Origin of the sequence: Chryseobacterium angstadtii, assembly GCF_001045465.1 — a bacterium.
In the GTDB taxonomy this organism is placed as follows: domain Bacteria; phylum Bacteroidota; class Bacteroidia; order Flavobacteriales; family Weeksellaceae; genus Chryseobacterium; species Chryseobacterium angstadtii.
Map to the genome: position 1 here is coordinate 561,176 of NZ_LFND01000001.1, position 22,613 is coordinate 583,788.

At 37.9% G+C, this 22,613-nt stretch carries 21 protein-coding genes; 8 read left to right on the forward strand and 13 right to left on the reverse strand.

The window, feature by feature from the left end; translation table 11 throughout:
• Positions 1-68 precede the first annotated feature (68 nt).
• Entirely contained in the window at positions 69-779 is a 711-nt protein-coding gene (locus ACM46_RS02395) for a C40 family peptidase (protein ID WP_048505006.1), read from the forward strand.
• 658 nt (positions 780-1,437) lie between these two features.
• Here the strand turns inward: ACM46_RS02395 and ACM46_RS02400 are convergent.
• The 7 genes from ACM46_RS02400 to ACM46_RS02430 form a co-directional block, all read right to left on the reverse strand.
• The gene (locus tag ACM46_RS02400; protein WP_048505007.1) at positions 1,438-2,010 is read right to left on the reverse strand and encodes a pentapeptide repeat-containing protein; all 573 of its coding nucleotides are present in this window, start codon (positions 2,008-2,010) and stop codon (positions 1,438-1,440) included.
• A gap of 103 nt (positions 2,011-2,113) precedes the next feature.
• Positions 2,114-3,727, reverse strand: coding sequence for a hypothetical protein (locus ACM46_RS02405; RefSeq protein ID WP_048505008.1), 1,614 nt, complete (start codon positions 3,725-3,727; stop codon positions 2,114-2,116).
• Between the two features lie 229 nt (positions 3,728-3,956).
• Positions 3,957-5,186, reverse strand: coding sequence for a rod shape-determining protein RodA (gene rodA / locus ACM46_RS02410; RefSeq protein WP_048505009.1), 1,230 nt, complete (start codon positions 5,184-5,186; stop codon positions 3,957-3,959).
• Entirely contained in the window at positions 5,183-7,108 is a 1,926-nt protein-coding gene (locus ACM46_RS02415) for a penicillin-binding transpeptidase domain-containing protein (RefSeq protein WP_420911826.1), read from the reverse strand. The genes rodA and ACM46_RS02415 overlap by 4 nt, the downstream gene beginning before the upstream one ends.
• A 77-nt stretch (positions 7,109-7,185) precedes the next feature.
• A complete protein-coding gene (locus tag ACM46_RS02420; protein ID WP_048505011.1) occupies positions 7,186-7,692 on the reverse strand; it encodes a hypothetical protein in 507 nt (168 codons plus the stop codon).
• On the reverse strand, positions 7,685-8,539 hold the full coding sequence (gene mreC, locus ACM46_RS02425) for a rod shape-determining protein MreC (RefSeq protein ID WP_048505012.1): 855 nt from the start codon (positions 8,537-8,539) through the stop codon (positions 7,685-7,687). Before mreC ends, ACM46_RS02420 begins: the two co-directional genes overlap by 8 nt.
• 28 nt (positions 8,540-8,567) lie before the next feature.
• Entirely contained in the window at positions 8,568-9,593 is a 1,026-nt protein-coding gene (locus tag ACM46_RS02430; RefSeq protein WP_034700899.1) for a rod shape-determining protein, read from the reverse strand.
• A gap of 379 nt (positions 9,594-9,972) precedes the next feature.
• Here ACM46_RS02430 and hemA point away from each other — a divergent pair, with 379 nt between their 5' ends.
• From hemA to hemE, 6 genes are all read left to right on the forward strand, one after another.
• Positions 9,973-11,247: a glutamyl-tRNA reductase gene (gene hemA, locus ACM46_RS02435; protein WP_048505013.1), complete on the forward strand. Its 1,275-nt coding sequence runs from the start codon at positions 9,973-9,975 to the stop codon at positions 11,245-11,247.
• Positions 11,234-12,142 (forward strand): hydroxymethylbilane synthase, encoded by a 909-nt coding sequence (gene hemC / locus ACM46_RS02440; RefSeq protein ID WP_048505014.1) that lies wholly within the window; start codon positions 11,234-11,236, stop codon positions 12,140-12,142. Before hemA ends, hemC begins: the two co-directional genes overlap by 14 nt.
• A 43-nt stretch (positions 12,143-12,185) precedes the next feature.
• The gene (locus tag ACM46_RS02445; protein ID WP_048505015.1) at positions 12,186-12,767 is read left to right on the forward strand and encodes a DUF1287 domain-containing protein; all 582 of its coding nucleotides are present in this window, start codon (positions 12,186-12,188) and stop codon (positions 12,765-12,767) included.
• 7 nt (positions 12,768-12,774) lie between these two features.
• A complete protein-coding gene (locus ACM46_RS02450; RefSeq protein WP_048505016.1) occupies positions 12,775-13,431 on the forward strand; it encodes a peptidoglycan recognition protein family protein in 657 nt (218 codons plus the stop codon).
• Between the two features lie 4 nt (positions 13,432-13,435).
• Positions 13,436-14,107, forward strand: a complete 672-nt coding sequence (locus ACM46_RS02455) for a uroporphyrinogen-III synthase (RefSeq protein WP_048505017.1) — start codon at positions 13,436-13,438, stop codon at positions 14,105-14,107.
• A 65-nt stretch (positions 14,108-14,172) separates the two neighbouring features.
• The gene (hemE, locus tag ACM46_RS02460; protein ID WP_048505018.1) at positions 14,173-15,204 is read left to right on the forward strand and encodes a uroporphyrinogen decarboxylase; all 1,032 of its coding nucleotides are present in this window, start codon (positions 14,173-14,175) and stop codon (positions 15,202-15,204) included.
• A 234-nt stretch (positions 15,205-15,438) separates the two neighbouring features.
• Here hemE and ACM46_RS02465 read toward each other — a convergent pair whose 3' ends face one another.
• A complete protein-coding gene (locus ACM46_RS02465; protein ID WP_048505019.1) occupies positions 15,439-16,071 on the reverse strand; it encodes an NAD(P)H-dependent oxidoreductase in 633 nt (210 codons plus the stop codon).
• 223 nt (positions 16,072-16,294) lie between these two features.
• Between ACM46_RS02465 and ACM46_RS02470 the strand changes: the two genes are divergently transcribed.
• Positions 16,295-16,420, forward strand: coding sequence for a hypothetical protein (locus tag ACM46_RS02470; RefSeq protein ID WP_048505020.1), 126 nt, complete (start codon positions 16,295-16,297; stop codon positions 16,418-16,420).
• 36 nt (positions 16,421-16,456) lie between these two features.
• Here the strand turns inward: ACM46_RS02470 and ACM46_RS02475 are convergent, their stop codons facing one another.
• From ACM46_RS02475 to ACM46_RS02495, 5 genes are all read right to left on the reverse strand, one after another.
• Positions 16,457-17,677: a cysteine desulfurase gene (locus tag ACM46_RS02475; protein ID WP_048505021.1), complete on the reverse strand. Its 1,221-nt coding sequence runs from the start codon at positions 17,675-17,677 to the stop codon at positions 16,457-16,459.
• Between the two features lie 207 nt (positions 17,678-17,884).
• The gene (locus ACM46_RS02480) at positions 17,885-18,538 is read right to left on the reverse strand and encodes a 50S ribosomal protein L25/general stress protein Ctc (RefSeq protein ID WP_048505022.1); all 654 of its coding nucleotides are present in this window, start codon (positions 18,536-18,538) and stop codon (positions 17,885-17,887) included.
• 55 nt (positions 18,539-18,593) lie between these two features.
• Positions 18,594-19,532, reverse strand: a complete 939-nt coding sequence (locus tag ACM46_RS02485; protein ID WP_048505023.1) for a ribose-phosphate pyrophosphokinase — start codon at positions 19,530-19,532, stop codon at positions 18,594-18,596.
• 85 nt (positions 19,533-19,617) lie between these two features.
• Positions 19,618-21,186 carry an SGNH/GDSL hydrolase family protein gene (locus ACM46_RS02490; RefSeq protein WP_048505024.1) on the reverse strand — a complete coding sequence of 523 codons (1,569 nt, stop codon included), beginning with the start codon at positions 21,184-21,186 and terminating at the stop codon, positions 19,618-19,620.
• A gap of 10 nt (positions 21,187-21,196) precedes the next feature.
• Positions 21,197-22,435: an OmpP1/FadL family transporter gene (locus tag ACM46_RS02495; RefSeq protein ID WP_048505025.1), complete on the reverse strand. Its 1,239-nt coding sequence runs from the start codon at positions 22,433-22,435 to the stop codon at positions 21,197-21,199.
• Positions 22,436-22,613 lie beyond the last annotated feature (178 nt).

Below are 22,613 nucleotides of genomic sequence, written 5' to 3' on the forward strand. Positions count from 1 at the left end.
CGGAATCTCTACTTTTGTAATGCTTTTGAAAAATAAATATTCCTTTTAACACGGATAATCAAATATATATGAAGAAAAGAGTTTTGTTTTATTTAGTTGCTTTAGTGTCTACAGTATCGGTTCAGTCATGCGCTACAAATTATGTAGTTTCACAACCAGCAACTTATGCTAAAGAATACAAAACAGATGCCAAACTAGCCTCTCTTGAAAACAAGAAAATGGAGCAGGATAAGCAAAGACTTATTGATTCTTTCCTGGCTGAAAAGGCAGCATCTATCGCCAATGCGAAAAAAGCTATTAAGAATTCTGAGATTGCAAAGGCAATCAAATACAATAAAACAATCGATAACATCCTTGAAGAAGCTGAAACATACCTGGGGACTCCTTACAGATACGGAGGAATGACCCGAAGAGGTATTGATTGTTCAGCTTTTGTTCTTTCTGTATTCGGAGCAGCAGCAGGGCTTAGCTTACCAAGAGTAGCAGCTTCTCAGGCTCAGGAAGGAGAAAGCATCGAAAAAGAAAACCTTCAGAAAGGAGATCTTATTTTCTTTTCTCACGGAAGAAGAATTTCACACGTAGGTATCGTAGAAAGTGTAACTGAAGAAGGTGAAATTAAATTCATCCATGCAGCCACTTCCAAAGGAGTAATGATCTCATCGCTGAATGATTCTTATTGGGGACCAAAATTCAGGTTTGCTAAAAGAGTGATCAACGAGAATGGAGAAGCTTATAACAATTTAGCATCTACGACTTCATCCGCAGCGACAAGTTTTTAATTTTAAATAATTGATTTAAATAATGAAGCCATCAGATATCTGATGGTTTTTTATTTGGTGGGTATTTGAAAGCCCATTTTAAGAAAATTGTTATGAATGGTAAGTTTTGGCTAAAGCCTTTCGTGTGAGGATAAATGTAAAGGCGGGTTAAAAGCCACCTCTATTGAATTATTCCGGGATTTGTTTCAGAATAGGTGAATTAATGGAATAATGTTCTGTTCCTAAAACCAGACAAGATAAATGCATAAGGTGGGTTAAAACCCACCTCTATTGAATTATTAGGGGATAAATTCAGATTAGAAAAATCAATGGAAGAATATTTTTTTTAAACACAGACAAGATAAATACAGAAGGCGGGCTAAAGCCCACCTCTATTGAATTATTAGGGGATAAATTCAGATTAGAAAAACCAATGGAAGAATATTTTTTTTAAACACAGACAAGATAAATACAGAAGGCGGGCTAAAGCCCACCTCTATTGAATTATTAGGGGATAAATTCAGATTAGAAAAACCAATGGAAGAATATTTTTTTTAAACACAGACAAAATAAATACAGAAGGCGGGCTAAAGCCCACCTCTATTGAATTTTTAATTAAATAAACAGAAGAAGTTTTCCCGACTTCCACCATCTAACTTCTAACCTCTACCTTCTAATTTCAATCTATCTCAATATCCAGTTTATACAAAAGCCCATGCACTTCAGAACGCGAAAATCTAGCCTTTTTAAGCCTGTTTACTGCCGGATCTATAGAACAACTGAACGAAGTCCTGAAATCTGCTTTTTCAAGGTTTGTACCATCGAATATAGCTCCGGACAAATCACATTCTGAAAATACTGAACCGGAGAGATCACATTCTGCAAAGTCAGTTTCTATTAACCTTGAATTTTTGAATATGGTCTTTTTAACTGAAGTATTGTAAAATACGGCATTATTGAGAGCACATCCTTCAAATGTGAATGAAAGACCAAAGCCATTGCATTCATTAAACTGAAGTCCAAACATTTTGCATTCTTTGAAAGCAACGGTACGGAAAGCTGTTTTAACCAATTTTGCCATGCTCAGATTACAGCTGATGAACTCACAGTCTGTGAAACTGAAATCTGAAAGATCCGCGTATTCAAAGCTGCAATTTTTGAAAGTACAGTGTTCGTATTCGGCTGTTTGTAAGGGTTGCTCTGTAAAATTGGTATTTTGGAAATCCTGATTGGAGACATATCCGTTTTTCATAATCACGAGTCAAGGACTAAAAAAGTCAAAAATTTAATTTTGACTTTTGTAGATGTTTAAATTATATTTTAATGAACTTCTATTGAACTAGACAGCTGTTCCTTTAATTTCTAACTTTTAATGTGGAAACCTTACCGTTCTCAAGAGTAACATTAACCATAAAAACGCCATGATTTCCAATTTCAAAAGAATATTTCTGAGCATTGGCTTTCGCGTTTAAAATCTCTCTTCCTGAGGCATCAAGAACTTCTATTTTTGCAATTTTATTGGTTTTTGATACTACTGAAAAACCATTGTTATCTTTAAATACAGAAACACCAGTCTCTTTAACAGTTTCGTCCGTACTCAAAACAGCAGTTCCATATTTGGCCAATACAACAGTCTTATTGACATTTTCATACGAAAAGTAGAGTTCATTGTTGTAAACTACAAAACTATTGTCCCGAACTCCCAGTCCACCATCCGGATTAGGAAATACCGTAATAGCATTACCATCATATTTTGCAAGATAAGAAGGGATAACATTGGGTGAAACAGCGGAAGTTTTATAGGTAAAATAAAGAGCTCCGTTGAATTCTTTAAATTTTGCACCAATTCCTGTATCACCGGCAGAAGGATTAGAGATTATAGAAAGACCTGTATCTCCAGGTGTATACTTACCTAAAAAATACTTACCTCCGGTGCCCTGATATTGAAAAAAGACATCAGTACCAAATAGCACCGGGTTCCCCACCACTCCATTATCTCCAGATACGGGATTACCTATTTGAGACTGTATTGCCCCATCAAAAACTGAAAGTTTCTTATTTCCGGTAGCTAGGTAAGCTTTTGAATTATGAATAAGCGGTTTATTGTTAACATCAGACATTGGTGGAGGTATCGAAGCTGCCAATAAAAAAGTATTGGATGCAGGAATATAATTTATAATACCTGTAACTGGGCTCATAAACATATTAAAATATAAATTATTAGCCAGATTGAAAATACCTCCATAATAAATAAAATTATCGTCTAATAGAGCTATATTTGTTCCATCAAATTTTGCAATCCTACTTCCATAGGACCCCGTATAAGTGTAACCAAAATACAAATCATTATTATAAACTAAAGCCCAATTTCCTAAATGCGGTCTAAGAGATACATTAATGTATGGATTATTAATAAAATATGGATTATCAATCCTAGTAAGTACTTGTCCATCAAATGACCATAAATGAAAATATGATGATTGACTCGCAGGATAATTTGCATTTGTACTATTTGATCTAAGTATTAATTTTCCATTATACTCAATAGGTTTAAAATCACTTTCACCATCTTCTATAGTTATTCCACCTTCAGCATATACATAATATGGGTTTAATAACACATTGTAGTTTGTGCCATCATAAGTGATAAAATAGTCTTTATTTAAATGGCTAAAAATAGGACTTTCGGGATTATAATAGTCATAACTATAACAAAGTTTATTATTATAGATAATCATACTTCCTCTAAGTTGTCCATTAATTGGTTGATTATTATAAGATGGCTCAGCCGTCCCGGTTACCGACACTCCATCAAATTTTACAAGTTTATAGTTTTTGGAAAAAAATAGAGAATTGTCATAAACAATCCCATTTTCACCATATTTTTCCGTATTGGGTATTACAACTACTGATTGTCCAAACAATCCTAGAGGTAAGATTAAATTAAGGAATAGTTGTTTCTTTTTCATGGCTAAATAATTTCACACAAATATACATATTACAACCTTTTGTAAATACTAAAGATCAATAATTTATACTGATCGATAAGGTTTTAAATTATTAAATAAAAAGGAAATTCAATTCATATCCAGTGAAACTGATAAAATTAATTCTTTATCTCAGACTATGATTGTGCGTTGAAAAAAGAGAAAATTATTTCCTATTAATTCATAAAATCAAGATCGAATAACGATAAACTTACACCAAGCTGTTCTTATCCGAATAATTAAGTTTAAAGAAAATAAAAGTCATGATAGAAAAGGCAAGCAGCGAGCTTCCTCCGTAACTGAAATACGGAAGCGGAATACCAACGGTCGGGAAAAGCCCCATAACCATTCCTAAATTGATGGTAAAGTGCATCATGAGGATGGAAGCAAAGCAATACCCAAATACGCGGTTAAAGGTAGATTTCTGCCTTTCTGCAAGGTAATAGATCCTTCCGATATAGATCATATAGCACAGCACCAGAATTGTGCTTCCTACAAAGCCCCATTCTTCTCCTACCGTACAGAAGATATAATCGGTTTCCTGCTCAGGAACAAATTTCCCCTGCGTTACAGATCCTTCACGATATCCTTTTCCAAGAAGACCTCCGGATCCTATTGCCGTTTTTGAATAGAGTAAGTTGTACCCGGAAGTATCTCTGAATGCTTTTTCTCCTTTGTAAAGAACCTCAATTCTTTCTCTCTGGTGTTTCGGAAGTTTTTCCAGAATGTAGGGCGAACCAAAAGCCAGTCCGCACAAAAGAAGAATCGATCCTGCAATTCCTGAAATAGAGATAACATCCCAGGACATCCTGTGGTAGTTCATTGCGATTAAAACTCCGGCAACCACTACAACTGTCAGCGCCACATACACCGGAGGTATAGCCAGAGAAACCAGAAAGACTCCGGCAAAAATAAATCCTACCCCGAATAAAAGACCGCTTAGTCCTTCTCTGTACAAGGCTATAAAGAATGCAATAAATACGAGCATAGAACCTACATCAGGAATAGCAAGTACTACTGCGGCAGGTATCCCGATAATGGCTAATACAGTCCAGAGTGATTTCTTTACTTTCAGGTTAAAATCCGGTCCGGAAACATAATTGGCCACCATAAGAGCGGTTCCGATTTTTGCAAATTCCACGGGCTGCATGGTAAAGCTTCCGAATTTATACCAGTTTTTCTGGCCTAAAATTTCCTTTCCAAACGGGAAAAGTCCGATCAGCAGTAAAACCCCGCCGATATAGATAATACCCGCCATATTTTCGAAGAATTTACTTCTTCCAACGAATATAATAAGCCCTACAAATAAAGAGATACAGAAGAAAACCAACTGTTTTTCTCCTAACTTCTGGTCAACACTGTAAATATTTGCAATGGCAAAAATACAAAGCAGGAAATACAGCCCCAGACCTAGTTTATCTATTCCTTCTGCCCATTTCATTGCTTTATTTTTTTAGAGTTGTTCTTTGTTTCTTCGTCTATTTTCTTCTGCAGTTTTATTTTCTGCTCTTTGATAAAATTAAGGCTGTCCAGTCTCCTTTTCTGTTTAACAGAATCTTCTTTAGGGTCTTTATACAGGCCTTTACGCTTCAAATCGGCAATCCACTGTCTTTTGTATTCCGGCATAAAGCTGGCACCCGTCATCTTCTTGTACAGATTTTCCCGCTTCAGATCTCCGGTAATATATTTTTCAGCAATCACGGTACAGGCCGGACCTGCCCATGTTGCTCCAAATCCTGCATGTTCCATTACCGCCGCTACTACAATTCTTGGTTTGTCTGCAGGAGCAATCAATACAAAAATGGAGTTATCTTTTCCCTGAGGAACCTGTGCGGTACCTGTTTTGGCTAACTGGGTAAAGTCATTGGATTTTAAACTTCTTGCCGTCCCTCTTAGCACTACGGCTTCCATTCCTTTCAGAACAGGTTCAAAGTGTTTAGGATCTACAAGAGTCTGATGTTTGGTTTTGAATCTTTTATCCGGATTGGGTTTTCCGTCAATAGATTTAACAATATGAGGAGTATAGAACCAGCCTTTATTGGCGATGGCAGCTACATAATTGGCTAACTGAAGAGGTGTTACCAGAACATCTCCCTGCCCCATCCCGTTAAAAATCGAGCCATTCATTGTATAGTCTGCGCTCCAGTTTTTCTTACCGCTTCTTTTTTCGTAGAACTTTCCGGAAGGAATTCTTCCCGGAGAACCTACGGCAATATCATTATTCAAATATTCTCCCACCCCGAAGCTGCTCATGATTTTTTTCCATTCATCTACCCCTTTGGATGGATCGCCCGGATATTTATTCATAATCGCAATAAATGCATGCGAGAAGTAACAGTTACTGGAAACTTGAATAGAAGGAATCAATGGATCTGCCCCACCGTGACCTTTAATCCTTAATCCTTTATAATAAAAGCCTCCACCACATGGAAAAATGGTGTTTTCATCCATTACTCCCATCTGCATTCCTGCCAGAGCGGTAAGCAGTTTAAAGGTAGAACCCGGAGGATAAGCTGCCTGCACAGATCTGTCGAAGGTAGGTTTGTTTTCGTATAAAGTGTCTTTGGAAAGAGCGTATAAGTTTTTAGATTTATAAGGTCCTGTGAATAAGTTCGGATCAATATCCGGTCCTGTGGCCATCGTCAGTATTTCACCATTATTCGGGTCTATGGCTACAATTGCTCCGTGTTTGTCCACAAGCATTTCTTCAGCCATTCTCTGAAGATCGTAATCAATGGTGAGCGTAATATCTTTTCCGGTAACCACATCTTTATCCAGCGTACCGTTTTTATAAGAACCTATATTTCTAAGCCTGATGTCTTTCTGAATATATTTCATTCCTTTCACCCCACGAAGATCTTTTTCGTAAGATTTTTCCACACCCGTTTTCCCGATAAAGTCTCCCGGAAGATAGTAAGCGGAATCTTTCTTGATCTCTCTTTCATTCACTTCACTGGTATACCCGAGAAGGTTTCCGGAAGTTCCCACTTCATACTGGCGCTGAGGTCTGGATACAATACTGAATGCAGGATATTTGAAGATAATCTCCTGTACTCTGGCTATATCTTCTCTGCTGAGGTCCTTCAAAAAGGTCATAGGAGTCAGCTTTGAATAGTATTTTTCTTTTTTGATAATAGCAATTCTATTGATAAAATCAGCCTTACTGATCTGCATCAGATTACAGAATCCCAATGTATCGAAATCAGGCTTCATGAGAGCCTGGGTAAAGGATATTTCATAGGCTGGCTGGTTACCTACCAGAATCTTACCGTTTCTGTCGAAAACTACACCTCGCTGTGGAATAACGTATTCTATTTTAATGGAAGTATTGGCTGCATTTAAGGCATAACGGTCTGTAAACATCTGCAAATAAGCAAGCCTCGCCACAAAAATAAGGGCGATTACTACGAGAATCGAAAAGATTTTTAAATAACGTGTGTTCAAACTTTTTGTTTGATTTTAAATATTAATGCGTAAACAACAATAAATATAAATGAAATTATACTTGTGATCACTACATTAAGTAATATTTCAAAAAAACGGCTAAATTTAAAAAACTCTATGTACTGCACCAAAAGCTGATGCAAAAAGATACTTGTAAAAAGAAACAGCAAAAACTGCGCCCATTGAAGGGACTGGAAAGAGAAGAAATCCGTAGAAGTATCTGTGGAAGTCCTGAAGATCAATGTTCTGAAATAAGCGATGAGCGTGGTCGCAAAAGCATTGATTCCCCATGAATAGAGGAATGCGTCTACAGAAAGTCCTATTAAAAAGCTTAAAGCTAAAAATTGAAATTTATTTCTGAAAAAAGGGTAAAACATGACGAAAACCGGATAAAGAACCGGTGTATATTTCCCGAAAATAGTAATCCTGTTGAGTACAAAAATCTGTAATGCAACCAGGAAGATCATGATCAGTATATCGGTAAATAAAGTCCTGCTAATCATTTTCTTTTTTTATTACGGTTTGCAATGTATCCTGAATTCTCTGTACTTCAGCTTTTTTAAGGTTTTTCACTACGAATACTTTACTTAAAGCACCCATTTTTTCACTCAATTCTACTGAAATATCCCAGAATCCCGTTTTGTTGTCCACAGAATATCCTGCAATGGTTCCTATCATCACTCCTTTAGGGAAAATAGCCGATTTACCGTCTGTCACCACCGTATCTCCTACTTTTAAAGCAACATATTTAGGAATATCTGCAAGATGCATCACCCTGGAATTGTCTCCACCCCATGTTAAAGTTCCGAAATATCCTGAGTTTTTCAGTGACGCATTGATTCGGATTTTATTAACGCTCAGAACAGATTGCACCAAAGCGTAGCTGTCTGTAGAATTAATAACAATTCCGGCTATCCCTTTAGGTGCCATTACTCCCATTTGAGGAAAAACACCATCCCGGCGACCACGGTTGATTGTAAAGTAGTTATTTCTTCTGTTGATACTGTTAAAGACAATTTCACCATCTACAAAAGTGTAGATCTGCCCGCCTCCCAGCGTATCATGTACTTTTCTGAACAAAGGATTTTTCGCTCCTTCTTTTCCGTAAAGCTGGAGCATCAAAGATTTATTCTGGGCTACCAGATCTTCATTGATCTGTTTCAGCTTCAGATAGGAAACCCCTTCGTCAATATATCCTGAAATCCATGAGTTCAACGCAGCCGACTGGCCTGCTACCCAAGATTTCTGCATGGCGTTTTTAGAGAATATCAGAACCAGAGCAACAATCTGCAGGAATATAAAGAAGACAAAAAGAGCATTCTTCGAAAATAATCTCAGCAAAAATCCCATTCAGATATAGAGTCGTAAAAGGTTAAAATTATTTAATTAAGAAATTGAATTTATCCATATTCTTCAAGGCAATCCCGGTTCCGCGAACAACTGCTCTCAACGGATCTTCTGCAACAAATACAGGAAGACCGGTCTTTTTGTGCAATCTGTCTGCAAGACCTCTCAATAAAGCACCTCCTCCGGCAAGATAAATACCTGTTTTATAAATATCGGCAGCCAATTCCGGCGGAGTAAGAGAAAGAGTCTCCATTACGGCATCTTCAATTCTGATAATAGATTTGTCTAATGCGCGGGCAATTTCTTTATATCCCACCATGATTTCTTTCGGTTTCCCAGTGATAAGGTCTCTACCCTGTACCGGGATATCTTCAATATCAACATCAAGATCTTCCACTGCAGAACCTACTTCAATTTTGATTCTTTCAGCAGTTCTTTCTCCAATGTAAAGATTGTGATGAGTTCTAAGATAGTAAGCAATATCGTTGGTAAATACATCCCCTGCAATTTTCACAGACTTGTCACATACGATACCTCCTAAAGCAACCACCGCAATTTCAGTAGTACCCCCACCTATGTCGATGATCATATTTCCTTCCGGCTTCTGTACATCTATTCCAACACCTATTGCCGCTGCCATTGGCTCATAAATAAGCCTTACTTCTTTTGCATTTACTTTCTGAGCAGAATCTCTTACCGCTCTTTTCTCTACTTCAGTAATACCAGAAGGGATACAGATTACAATTCTCAATGCAGGCTGTATGAATCTGCCCTTAATTCCCGGAATTTTTTTGATAAATTCCTTGATCATGTGCTCAGAAGCATGGAAATCCGCAATTACCCCATCTTTCAAAGGACGGATCGTCTTGATATCCTCATGAGTTTTACCCTGCATATGCTTAGCCTGCTCACCGACGGCAATCGGCCTACCCGTAGAACGTTCAATTGCAACAATTGACGGTTGATCTATAACAATTTTATTATTATGGATGATAAGGGTATTGGCAGTACCAAGGTCTATCGCAATTTCTTGCGTAAACATATCGAATAAACTCATATTTTTCTTCTGATTTTAAGTTTACAAAGATATAAATTTAACACTACTAAAGAAATTTAACGTGCATATAATTTGGTTAAAATTTTATTAAAATTTATAATCTTATATTAACTTTTGGGTTAATCATTTAGGGAGCTTGATTTAAACTAAAATTAATGGGATCATCATTGCGAAAGAACTAAAAGGCGAAGGTGGCTGAGATAACGGAGATGCTGGGTTGCTAATTTGATGGGCAAAAACATTGTTTTCTTAGCTTTATCAGCCATCTTTGCCTCATCAGCATTAAAAATCTCACCGCCCAGCCATAGTTTTTCACGATAATTATCATATACATTATCAGAGGGTGATTAATTAAAAAAAACGTAAATTTGCCTTGCTTATGTTACAGTATTCCAACATCCATCAAACGTCGAATTTTGCTGTACTTTCCATCAGCTACGAAAAGGCAGATGTAGAAACGAGAGGAAAATTTGCATTTTTTGATGACAACATTAAAAACTTTGTTACCCGAATTCACAATGTGGATTTAGGGGATGCGTTTGTGGTTTCCACCTGTAACAGAACCGAAATTTATACCACTTCTCCCAATTACCTTTTGGTGGCTGAAGAATATTGCAAAACCATAGGAGTTCATCTTACAGATTTTCTTCAGTTTGCCAATATCCTCACCAAAGAAGAAGCGCTTATCCACCTGTTTCGTGTAGCTGCGGGACTTGAAAGCCAGATCATCGGAGATTTCGAAATTATCGGACAGATAAAAAAAGCATACAGCCGGTTCAAAAAGGAACGACAGAACTCCAATCCTTATCTGGAAAGAGCCATCAATGCAGCCATTCAAATTTCGAAAAGAATTAAAAACGAAACGGGAATTTCCAATGGAGCGGCTTCTGTATCTTATGCCGCTGTTCATTACATTCTAAACAGCCAGAAAAAAATTACCGAGAAAAACATTCTTCTTTTAGGAGTCGGTGAAATCGGACAAAATACGGTTGAAAACCTGGTAAAACATGTTTATCAGCCTAAAATCAAAATTGCCAACAGAACTCAGGAGAAGGCAGAGAAAATTTCCGAGAAATACAATATTCCCCATGTGGACTATTCGGATTTTGACAGGGAATTAAAAGACACCGATATTCTGATTGTAGCAACAGGAGCCAAACATCCTATCATCAACAAGTCTCATTTCCCGAACGGAAAAGAAACACTGGTTATTGATCTTTCTATTCCTCACAACGTGGAAAAAGACGTGACCGAGAATGAGAATGTAACTCTGATAGACGTGGATGAACTTTCCAAACAAATCCAGGAAACGATTCAGCAAAGAGAAAAAGAAATTCCAAAAGCGGAAAAAATCATCAAAGAACTGATGAAAGACTTTCTGGAATGGGAGAAAAAAAGAAAGCTGGCTCCGAATATTCACCATTTCAAAGCGGTTCTGAAGAACATGGAACGCAACGAAATGCATAATTTTTACAGAAAAAATAAATACATAAACATCACGGACATGGAGCTTTCTGATAAAATGATCCAGAAAATCACCAACCGTTTTGCAAAATTTATCATCGATAATCCTTTAAAAGCCGAAGAAATTAGTAAATTAATGCACGAAATATTAGTTGAACAACCAAACAACGAATTCAATGAAAAGCATTAGAATAGGAACAAGAAATTCCGCACTTGCACTTTGGCAGGCAAGGGAGGTTGCGAGGCACCTTCAAAACCGCAATTATTTAACAGAAATTGTTCCTATCGTATCTTCAGGCGATAAGAATCTGAACCAACCGCTTTATTCTTTAGGAATCACCGGGGTTTTCACAAGAGACCTTGATGTCGCGCTTCTGAATGATGAGATTGACATTGCTGTACACTCTTTGAAAGATGTTCCTACGCAGCTTCCTCAAAACACTGAGATTGTCGCTTATCTGGAAAGAGATTTCCCACAGGACGTATTGATCCGAAAAGAATCCGCAAGAAATAAAGAATTCCACGAGCTGAAACTGGCCACCAGCAGTCTGAGAAGAAGAGCATTCTGGCTGAAAAATTATCCAAACGCTGAATTCTCCGATATCCGCGGGAATATCCAAACGCGTCTTCAAAAACTGGAAGAGGGTGATTTTGATGCAACGATTCTTTCTCTGGCAGGAATCAAAAGAATGAAAATGGACATTGATTATGAAATGCTTCCATTAATGATCCCGGCTGCCTCTCAGGGAGTAATAGCCGTTGCCGGACATTCAGACAAAACTGAGATCAATGATATCCTGAAACAGATTAATCACAAGAAAACCCAGATCTGCGTGGAAATCGAAAGAAATTTCCTGAGCACATTGGAAGGTGGATGTACCGCTCCCATTGGTGCTTATGCCGAAATCATTGAAAATCAGATCCGCTTCAAAGCAGCACTTTGTTCTCTGGATGGCAAAAACTGTATTGCTACCGATGAAAATTTCGAGTATAATGAAACGGAGAATTTCGGAGAAAAATTCGCGAAAATTGTTCTTGAAAACGGAGGAAAGGAATTGATGTCTGAAATCAAGAGTTCTTACTAAACACTTCAATCAGTTTATATTTTTATATCCCGGGTATAAAAGGATGAAAAAATCCCTGTTTTTACTGGTATTCATACTCTGTACATTCACAGCCAATGCACAGAGCAAATTTGCGTTTCAATTATCCGATGCGGCTTTAGGGCTTATAGACAGGTCTATTACTTATGATCCTACTTATTTCGTTCTAAAATATCCCAACGGAGATGTTCCGGCAGACAAAGGGGTCTGTACAGATGTCATCATACGGGCTTACAGAAAAACGGGCATTGACCTGCAAAAGGAAGTGCATGAAGATATGGCAAAAAACTTTTCGCAATACCCGAAAACATGGGGATTAAAAAAGCCGGACACCAATATAGACCACCGGAGAGTGCCCAACCTCGCCGTGTTCTTTTCTAAATTCGGGAAGAAAAAATCCATAGAAACCAATCCTGCGTTGTATGTTCCGGGTGATATTGTTACCTGGATCCTGCCCGGTAATTTAACCCACATCGGAATTGTGGTGAATAAAAAATCTGCCGACGGAAAAAGGTTTATGATCGTACATAATATAGGAGGCGGACAGGTACTGGAAGACTGCCTGTTTACCTATACCATTACAGGACACTATCAGTATCAAAAATAACAGTATCATGAAATATCTTTTTTATGCTTTATTGGTATTGATTTCTTACTGCACTAAAGCTCAGACTAACGAATTTAAAATAATTGACAAGCCTATTGATTATTCTCCTGAAAGAGTAAGCCTAAGCCTGGAATACCTCAAAATCCATTATAACATAGTCCAGAAATCCCCTACGATTTCTCCTAAAATCATTGTGCTCCATTATACGGCCGGAGGAACTGTTGAAACCAATTTTAAGTATTTCAATAAAACCCATTTGGAGTCTGCCCGGAATACTTTAAAAAAACAGAGCACCTTGAATGTTTCCTCGCAGTTTATTGTGGACAGAGACGGCACTATCTATAAACTTATGGAACCTAATCTATTTGCAAGACATACCATTGGACTTAATTACTGTGCCATCGGCATTGAAAATATAGGAAGCAAAAGCCAGCCTCTTACCGAAAAGCAGGCCGCAGCAAATGCTCAGCTGATTCGGCAGTTAACTAAAAAATACAATATAGAATATCTCATAGGCCACTCCGAATACGGAGCATTCAGAGGGTCCAAACTCTGGAAAGAAACGGATCCGAATTATTTTACCGGAAAAGATGATCCCGGAAAAGACTTTATGACAAAAGTAAGACTGCTTGTAAGTGATCTGCATTTAAAAGACAAACCTTAAATCAATGAAAATTTTATTTACCAAAATCATAGACGCTGCTTTATTATCCAAAGAGTTAGGATCGGATATCCCGGCGGACTGCATTGAGGTAATTAAAACGGAGGCGATAAAAACAGCTGCTTTCGATTTAAAAAATTATTCTTTGATCTTTACAAGCGTAAACGGGGTGCGATCTTTTTTTGAAAATCAGTTTAAACCCAACGAAGATTTTACTGCAAAAAATTACAACAAAATTTACTGCGTTGGTGAAAAAACAAAACGGGAGCTACGAAAACATGGTTTCGGGACCTTCAAAGTTCTGAAAAATGCGGAGACCCTTTCGAGATTTATCATCGGAAACTGCCAGCACGAACAGTTTGTTCACTTCTGTGGCAATCTGGCTCTTGATGTTCTGGACAAAGATCTTCCCCTACAGAATATCAGCTACAAAAAGGTAACGGTTTACAACACAAAGGAAACCCATCCTCAAGTACCTGAAAAATATCATGCCGCAGTTTTTTTTAGTCCAAGCGGAGTTCGTAGTTTTGCAAAACTCAACTCTTTAGAAGATATGAAGATTTTTTCCATCGGAGAAACTACCTCCGGTGAACTGAGAAAGTATACCCAACAGGAGATCTTTACCTCGGAAGAAAATAATCTGGCTTCTATTTTCGGGCTGATCAAAAAAGAACTTTAAACAGCTGTAAGCTTAGCTGACCAAATAATGAGTGCCGGGAACGGCCGTATTAGTTTAAATAAATTATGATTAAAAACGACTTATATTTAAAAGCTCTCCGCGGAGAAACTGTAGAAAGACCACCGGTATGGATGATGAGACAGGCTGGAAGGTATCTGCCTGAATTCATTGCGCTTCGTGATCAATATGACTTCTTTACGAGATGTCAGACTCCCGAACTGGCTTCTGAAATTACTGTACAGCCTATCCGTAGATTTCCTTTAGATGCAGCCATCCTGTTTTCTGACATTTTGGTAGTTCCCCAGGCTATGGGAATTGATTTTAAAATGAAAGAAAATATAGGTCCGTGGCTGGATAATCCTATCAGAACAATGGAGCAGGTTCAGAATGTAGTGGTTCCGGATGTAAATGATACTTTAGGATACGTTTTTGATGCCATTGAACTTACGTTAATTAAATTAGATAACGAAATTCCATTGATCGGTTTTGCGGGTTCTCCGTGGACTATCTTATGCTACTGTATTGAAGGGAAAGGAAGCAAGGCGTTTGACATTGCAAAATCTTTCTGTTTCCAGCAGCCTGAAGCCGCTCATTTACTGCTTCAGAAAATTACCGATACTACGATTGCTTATCTGAAAAGAAAAGTTGAAAAAGGCGTTTCTGCCGTTCAGGTTTTTGATTCCTGGGGAGGCATGCTTTCTCCTTCAGATTATCAGGAGTTTTCATGGCAGTATATCAACCAGATTGTTGAGGCTTTAAGCCCGCTTACTCACGTTGTGGTATTCGGAAAAGGATGCTGGTTTGCCCTTGAAGATATGACGATGTCTAAAGCTTCGGCTTTGGGTGTGGACTGGACAATTACTCCGGAATTTGCTAGAACTCTTACGAATCATACGATGACTCTTCAGGGAAATTTTGATCCTGCAAGACTTCATTCTACTCCTGAAACAATTAAGAAAATGGTGACTGAAATGATCAACCGTTTTGGAAAGGACCGGTATATTGCAAATCTTGGACACGGAATTCTACCTAATATTCCTGTGGAAAATGCAGAAGCGTTTATCAGGGCTGTTGTGGATTGGAAACCGAATAATTAATTTACAACCACAAAAGAAACAAAAGTTTCAATGCTTTGGAGTTTTTAAGAATATCCTTTATGTATAGAGAGTGCACATAAGTTTTCTTCAAAAGGAATAAGTATAATTTCCAACCTCATAGGTTTTTTGAAACCTATGAGCTTTAGATAGAAATACGATTAAGGATATTAATCAAAAAACAAAATCCCCTTCAATTGTTTTGAAAGGGATTTTTTATAAGAAAAAATTGAGTAATTAATTTACTTCGGTAATAAAGTCTTCTTTGGATTTTCTCACTTTCGCAAGATTCACTAACCAGTCCGACTCTTCATTTCTGTAGCCAATAGGCAATAATAAAACGCTCTTCAGCCCTTTTTCTTTAAGGTTTAAGACTTCATCTACCGCCTCAGGGGAAAACCCTTCCATTGGTGTAGAATCTACTCCTTCAAATGCCGCAGCAATAATAGCTGCACTGAAAGAAATATAAGCTTGTTTTGCAGCATGGGTAAAGTTTTCTTCTGCCGATCTCTGAGGGTAAGTCCCTAAAAGCATCTGTCTGTAATTTTCCCAGCCTTCGTTTTTAAATCCTCTGATATCATTCGTAAGATCGAACATTTTATTGATTCTTTCTTCCGTATAATTATCCCAGGCAGCAAACACAAGAAGGTGCGAACAGTCTGTGATCTGAGGCTGGTTCCATGCATGAGGTTTAATCTGTTCTTTGATTTCCGGGTTGGAGATCACAATCACCTCAAAAGGCTGAAGCCCGCTGGACGTAGGTGCCAGTCTTGCAGCTTCCAATATTTTATCCACTTTCTCCTGTGGTACTTTCTGACCGTTCATTGCTTTAGTCGCAAATCTCCAGTTCAATTTTTCAATTAATTCCATTAAATTAAATTTATACTAAGCAAAATTACACCAAGAAGAGAAATGCACAGACATGAAAATTGCTATTTGAAAGATTGGCAAAGTCTATTATTTATAATGAATTTAAACAATATTATCAATTATATAAAAAAATAAATCCTTCAAAAAACTGAAGGATTTAAGAATATTGTATTTGTATTTTAATTATCTTTATCTCTGCCATTAACATTTTAAATCATTGAATATGAAAAAATTAAGCAAAGAAAAAATGAAAGAAATCATCGCGGGCGGTGAGATCTGTCTTGAATGTGCAATAGGATACGTTCAGGTCATTGTTGAAGGAAAATGCTATTGCATCCCTGAATACTAAGTTTAACGAAAAGCAGCAGTTGCTGCTTTTTGTATTTTAGCTAAGCATTCTTTGAGCCTTTTTCACTCCTTCCACAAGCAGATCAATTTCCTCGAAGGTGTTATAAACAGCAAAACTGGCTCTCACGGTTCCTGCTATATTAAAGAAATCCATGATAGGCTGCGTACAGTGATGGCCTGTTCTTACAGCAATACCCATTTTATCGAGAATCATTCCTACATCGGAAGAAATTCCCGTTCCTTCCAAATTAAAAGAAACAACACCTGTTCTTTTGGCTTTTTCACCGTATATCTTTATATTTTCCAGCTCCAAAAGCTGTCTCTGTGCATATTCCAGTAAAGCATTTTCATGATTCTGAATATTCTGTCTGCCGGTTTTTTCAATAAAATCTACAGCTGCTCCCAATGCAATATTTCCTCCTACATTAGGAGTGCCTGCTTCATATTTAAAAGGAAGTCCTGCATAAGTAGTTCCGTCGAAAGAACAGGTTGCAATCATCTCTCCACCTCCATGAAACGGCGGCAGTTCTTCTAAAATCGACTGTTTTCCATATAAGATCCCAGTTCCCATCGGTGCATACATTTTATGTCCGGAAAAGACAAAAAAATCACAGTCCATTTTCTGTACATCAATTTCAAAGTGAGGAGCAGACTGCGCCCCATCGATCACGATATAAGCATCTGACTTTTCTCTTGTTTTCGCAATGATCTCTTCTATAGGATTAACAATTCCCAATGCGTTTGAAACCTGGTTAACGGAAACGATTTTTGTTTTTTCACTTAAAAATTCATCCAGATAGTCTAACTGAAGTATTCCGTTTTCATCAATCGGGATTACTCTGAGCTTTGCTCCGGTTCTTTCACAAAGCAGCTGCCATGGAACGATATTGGAGTGATGCTCCAGATAAGAAATAATAATTTCATCATCTTTTTTAAGCTTCTGCGTTAAAATATAAGCGATGAGGTTCAGACCTTCTGTAGTTCCTTTGGTAAAAATAACTTCAAAATCATGCTCAGCATTAATGAATTTCTGAATCTTTCTTCTTGAAAGCTCCATTTCTTCGGTAGCAAGCTGGCTTAATGTATGGATTCCTCTGTGAACATTGGCATTAAGCTGCGTATAATATTCGTTCCAGATTTTCAAAACAGAATCCGGTTTCTGAGAGGTAGCTGCATTATCTAAGTAAACCAGAGGCTTACCATTCACTTCGCGGTTTAATATCGTAAACTGACTTCTTATTTCCTGAATGTCAAACATTTATTAAATTTTTAAATTAGATGGCTCTTATTTAGAACACTTCAAATTTACGGCTTTTTTCTGAGAATAGGGTTTATTGGTGAAGAAAGCGAAGATGGCTGAAAAGCAAATTAGTTTACCACCCTTTAAGCAGTTTTGCTTTTTAACCAAAATAAAAAACCTGCCAATACATTGACAGGTTTTATATGGTTGTAGAATAAACAAATATTATTCTGCAGATTTCTCTTCTGTTGTTGGAACATCAGGAGATTGTGTTGCCACTTCTTCTGCTGCCTCTTCATCTTCATCATCCATTGCTGCTGCACCACCTTTCATTGCATTTCTAGACATCTTAACAGCCACTACAACTGCATTGTCAGGGTGTACGAAAGAATATCCTTCAGCTTTGATTCCTCCTACATAGATTTTGTTACCAATTTTCAAAGGAGTAACATCTACAACTACCTCATCAGGTAAGTTTGCAGGAATAGCTTTTACTTTTAGTTTTCTGAAAGACTGACGTAAAACACCACCAGCTACAACACCTTTAGAACGTCCTGTAATTCTTACCGGAACTTCCATAATTACCGGCTTATCATCTGATAACTGGTAGAAGTCTACGTGTAAAATTTTGTCTGTAATCGGGTGGAACTGAATATCCTGAAGAACAGCAGGAATTGTTTTCCCGTCTAGCTCAATAGATACCGTGTGTGCTTCAGGAGTGTATACTAAACCTTTGAAAGCTCTCTCTTCTGCAGAGAAGTTTAAAGGTGCTTCACCTCCATAAACAACACAAGGAACTAATTCAGCATCACGTAAAGCTTTTGTCGACTTTTTGCCCACGCTTTCTCTTTTTGTACCTTGAATTGTAATAGATTTCATTTATAAAAATTTAAAAAATTGTTTTTGTTTAATTTTGCAAACCGCTAAAAATCAATTAAATAACAAACTTGCTGCTAATTGATTGATGCTCATGAACCATCTTCATAACGTCCGCAAATAATGGGGCGCAAGATAGCACTTTTATTTTACTTGACAAATTATTTTTAACAGGAATTGAGTCAGTTACAATAACTTCCAATAATTTAGAGTTCTCAATATTGTCGTAAGCTTTTCCGGAAAGAACTCCGTGAGTAGCCATTGCTCTTACAGATTTTGCTCCTTTTTCGACAAGGATTTCAGCAGCTTTACAAAGTGTACCCGCAGTATCGATCATATCATCAATAAGGATCACATTTTTACCTACTACATCTCCAATAAGGAACATTTCTTCTACAACATTTGCCTTCTTTCTTTCTTTGTAAGCAATTACTACTTCTGCCCCTAAATGTCCTGCATAGTTTTTTGCTCTTTTTGCACCTCCCATATCCGGAGAAGCAATTGTAAGATTATCTAAATTCAGAGATTTGATGTGATCTACGAAAATAGTAGAAGCATAAAGATGATCTACCGGAATTTCGAAGAATCCTTGAATCTGATCTGCGTGAAGATCCATCGTCATCACTCTCGTTGCCCCGGCAGCGGTTAATAGATTAGCAACCAATTTTGCACCTATCGGAGCTCTTGGCTTGTCTTTTCTGTCTTGTCTGGCAAGCCCGAAATAAGGGATTACCACAGTGATACTTTTTGCGGAAGCTCTTTTTGCTGCATCAATCATTAATAGAAGTTCTAAAAGATTGTCTGCAGGCGGGAAGGTAGATCCTATTAAGAAAACTCTTCCTCCTCTTACGGATTCATCCAGAACAGGCTCGAATTCTCCGTCGCTGAACTCCTGAAAGTTGATTTTCCCTAACTCTTTCCCATAATTCTGGGCAATTTTTTCTGCCAAGTCCCTGCTGGTTCTTGTACAAAATAGATAACTTAACTGATCGGCCATTTTTACTTTTTAAAGATTTTGCAAATTTAAAAAAAAACCACAAGAATTACTCTTGTGGTTTCTAAGTTTTTATTTTACTGTAATATTACGGGAATTTTACACCTGAATATTTATTAGGATCTACCTGTGGTAAAGTGGATCTGTACTTCATATTGATAGATTTGATAAACTCATTGGCAACAATAGCATATCCTCTACCCGTTAAGTGAACTCCGTCCAGCGAGAAAGCTCCTCCGGTAACGAAAGTTGCCGTATATCTTACCCCGTCCCAAATTATTCCGGACTTGGAATCCAGTTCTTTCATTTTGGCATTGGCATCTACAAAAGCCAGGTTATATGAATCTGCCATTGCTTTGATAGAAGCATTATAGGCAGTAACCGCATTCGTGATATTGGCCACTTCATCAGCTGTTAACGAAAGCTGATCTCCAATCGGGAAGCTTGCGCCGTAAATGAACTTGGAAGTTGGAGTTGCCGGCTGATTGGTCAATGCATCAAGTCCGAGAACTTTGCTGGCTGTCAGAAGGATTAATTCTCCCTGCTTAGCCTGGCGAACCTGTCCAAATGCATTTCCAAGGAAAGCTGCTTCTGTAGGCGTAAAACCGTTAGCTGCCAAAGCTGCTGTAAGCTGGACAGAAAGGTCAGCAAGCTTATTATCTTTAATAAGAACAGGGTTGTTTCCTGCTGCTACCAGATTAAGTCTGCTTCCCTGTCCGTAAGCGGTAAGTATTGTTTTTAACGGACCATAAAGAGATGTATTTAATGCCTGAGCTTTTGCAGCATCCAAAGGAACCGCATTATAAGGCACTCTTGTAAAGAACGGAATGCTTGTAACAGACGGAATATTTGCAATGATTCCTTTTGTTGATCCTACACTTTTAAGACCGTCCAAAACATTTTTAATAGCTCCTGCTACAAGATTCGGATCCGAAATATCGTTTGATTTATACGTTAATGGATTTACGTTACCACTTTGAACCGTAGCGGCGCTATATGTTGTAACTCCTCCTACAGTCTGAGAGTTGGTTCCTCCATTGGTAGCATAAGACAATACATCATTGTTTCCGATCCAAAGAGAGAAGAATGTAGGCTTCTGAGCCATGGCATCCTGTAAAACAGAAGTGGTGGCAGAAGTTGCAAATCTCACAAAATATGGATTAGCTGCTCCTAACGCAAGGTTGGCAGCACTTCCGTAACCCGGTGCAATCAAATGGAAAGATTTTGCTCCCGGAACTCCCATGTTCTGGTAAGGTCCACCGGCGGTAACATTGTCTAGTGCTGCGGCAGCAGGGCTTTCAACAGGTCCTAAAGTTCCGTTTGCAGCTACCTGAAGGGTTAATTTTCCCGGAAAGCCAGGAAGCCCGATAAATCCTCCTACATCATTCGGCATCAAAGGCTGCTTGAATGCTCCTCCCCCGGCAAGACGCATCTGAGCTGCAATCATGCTTGGATAAGATTCATTCTGTCCGCTGCTGTAAAGAGCTCCGTCTCTATAACCAGAAGTTAAAGAATTCCCCAAAGCAACATAATTGGCAAAGTTAGCGTCTCCGCTTGTCACCTGAATATCTTTTACATCAGTATCAAAATCATTTTCACAGCTTGTTGTAAAAAGAAGCGCGGAAACGGCAAGTGTTGATATTATAATTTTTTTCATAGTCTTTCAATTAAAAAGGGTTGTACGATAAACCTAAACCAAAGTAGAATGCTTTAGCTTTTGCCTGTCCGTTGAAGCCCAGAGCAGCATTTTTCACGTCTCTGGCCTGAGGCATTGCATATCCTCCTGCTATATCCACTCCAAACTGCTTTAATTTAAAGCCAAGTCCTCCTGTGATAACATAGGTGTTAAATGAAGGAGTTTCCGGAATGAAGTTTTCGTCTGTATACGGAGATTCATCATAGTAAGCCCCTAAACGTCCAAAGATCATATTGGTGAAGGCATACTGAGTTCCTAATCTGAATGTTTTAGAATTTCTGAAGTTTTTAGGAGATACCAAAATCGTAGGATCTGCCTGATTTCCTACCGGAGCATTGGCAAAATCCAATGTCAGCTTGCTGTATCTTTCCCATCCGTGATAGTTAAAGTCAGCTGAAACCAACCATTTTGGTGTTACCTTGTAGGTTAAACCTATGGTATATTCTTCTACTAATGGAAGCGTAGCCGTAAATTTATCCTGTCCTGTGCTTGGATCAAGTCCTAACAGCGGATAAATAGCTGCAGAAGGGAACTGGAATGTAGCAGTTCCTTTTTTAGCTTTCATATCTACAGGAGAACGGTAAGCAATACTTACATCCAGTTTTGGATCTGGTCTGAAATAGAACCCGAATCCATACCCGCTTCCGCTTGCTTTTTCGTCTTTAATATTCAGTTCACCGCCAAATTGGGTTACGGCTTTGTCCCAGTTTACTTTACCTTTTGCATAAATATAGCTTGCTCCGAATGACAACCAAGGAGCTAACTTCACAGAAACCATTGGCTGAAAGTAGAAACTTTTAAGCTCCAGCTTCTGTACCATTTCTCTTCCTTCCCAGTCACTTGGCCACTGAATGGTACTTCCGAAAGGAGTGGTAAAACTGAAACCTATGGAAAGGTTTTCAATCGGCTTATAAGCTACTGCAGCATATAACGGAGTTCCTATAGGGTTATCTGTTTCTGTACTCTGTAAAGTATTTAAGTTTTGAAAAGTAACTTTATTACTTGCACCAAACCCTCCTGCTACTATACTCAATTTAGAAGGAATGAATGACATACCCGCCGGGTTAAAGAATGCCACACTTGCATCTTCGGCATGAGCACTAGTATGCGCCATTGCCAATTGTTTCACTCCCTGCAGAGATACCCTGAAGCCTCCTGCGTAAGATAAAACACCCGCCAATAAAGCAGTTGATACTAATATTTTTTTCATAGACTGTTATTATATAACCCAAATATAAAATTATTTTGAATACACCTGTTAATATTTCTTAATATTTTAAACAATATCCCAAAAGAAAATTATGTTTAAAATAATACTTTAGAAAGCCATCATGGTAAATATAACTTACATAGGAACTTATACAATTTCAGGACAATGTATATTTTTC